A 1,118-nucleotide genomic window follows, 5' to 3' on the forward strand; every position below is an offset into this window, starting at 1 on the left:
AGGCCGCGGTGGCCCGTGCCCGCGATGGGCCCGGCGGCTACGCTGACCCTGAGACCCGCCCCGCCCGGGGCACACCCCCGACGATCACCCCACGGGAGCACCCATGAGCACCGCCACCGACCTCGGCCCGTCCCGCAGCCCCTTCGGCCCCGACGCCGCGGCGCGCGTCCCCAGCTCGGGGAAGGGGCTGTCCTCGACGGGCGGTCGGGTGGCCATGCTCGTGGTCGTGATCCTCGCGGTCGTGGCCGCGTTCCTGGGCTCCGGCGTCGTCGGCGGCCTGACCCCGGTGGCCGAGGCCGCGGGCGGCTGGCTCGGCCCGGACGCCACCTGGGTCTCCCCGGCGACCCCCGCGTTCGGCATCTGGTCCGTGATCTACGCGGGCCTGCTGGCGTACGCCGTGTGGCAGTTCCTCCCCTCGGCCCAGTCGGCCCGTCACGACCGCCTGCGACCGTGGATCCTGGTCTCGGTGCTGCTCAACGCCGCGTGGATCTGGACGGTGCAGGCCGGGCTGCTGGGGCTGAGCGTCGTGGTGATCGCGTTGCTGCTGGCATGCCTGGCGTGGATCCTGGTGCTCCTCGAATCCGTCCGCGCGCACAGCTGGGGTGAGCGGATCCTCCTGGACGGGGTGCAGGGCCTGCATCTGGGCTGGGTCTCGATCGCCGCCGTGGCGAACCTGGCCGCGTGGCTGGCCTCGACCGGCGTCGTCGGCGATCCGGGGCAGTCGTCCCTCTGGGCGAAGGTGATGCTCGTGGTGGCCGTGCTGATCGGTGCGTTCACGGCCGTGTACAACGGCGGCCGCCCGGCTCCGGCGTTCGCGCTCGCGTGGGGTCTGGTGTGGATCGGCGTCGGCCGCGCGGACGGCACGGGGCTGCTCTCGGGCAGCCTCGCCCTCCTGGCGTGGGGCGGCGCCGCGATCGTCCTGCTGTGCTGGCTGGCCGCGCTGCTGCTCTCCCGCCGGTCCGCGACGGGCGAGGCCCGCGACCTCGTCCTCGACGCCCTCGACGGCGGCGGCGACCCCATCGACGGCCGTCGCTGACCCCCGTCGTCATTGACGGAACGGGGACCGATGCTGTCGTGACGTGCGGCAACACCTGTGCCTCCCCCATGCGATGATGTGG

At 74.4% G+C, this 1,118-nt stretch carries 1 protein-coding gene; it reads left to right on the forward strand.

From position 1 onward, the window contains the following. The first annotated feature begins 103 nt into the window (after positions 1-103). Positions 104-1,036: a hypothetical protein gene (locus tag ACFWJO_RS40470; protein WP_386873375.1), complete on the forward strand. Its 933-nt coding sequence runs from the start codon at positions 104-106 to the stop codon at positions 1,034-1,036. The last annotated feature ends 82 nt before the right edge of the window (positions 1,037-1,118 follow it).

This window comes from Streptomyces sp. NPDC127092 (genome assembly GCF_042722475.1).
Lineage (GTDB): Bacteria > Actinomycetota > Actinomycetes > Streptomycetales > Streptomycetaceae > Streptomyces.

Bases quoted from the DNA above. Each gene is read 5' to 3' on its own strand.
- ACFWJO_RS40470 (WP_386873375.1), top strand. From the start codon at position 104: ATGAGCACCGCCACCGACCTCGGCCCGTCCCGCAGCCCCTTCGGCCCC.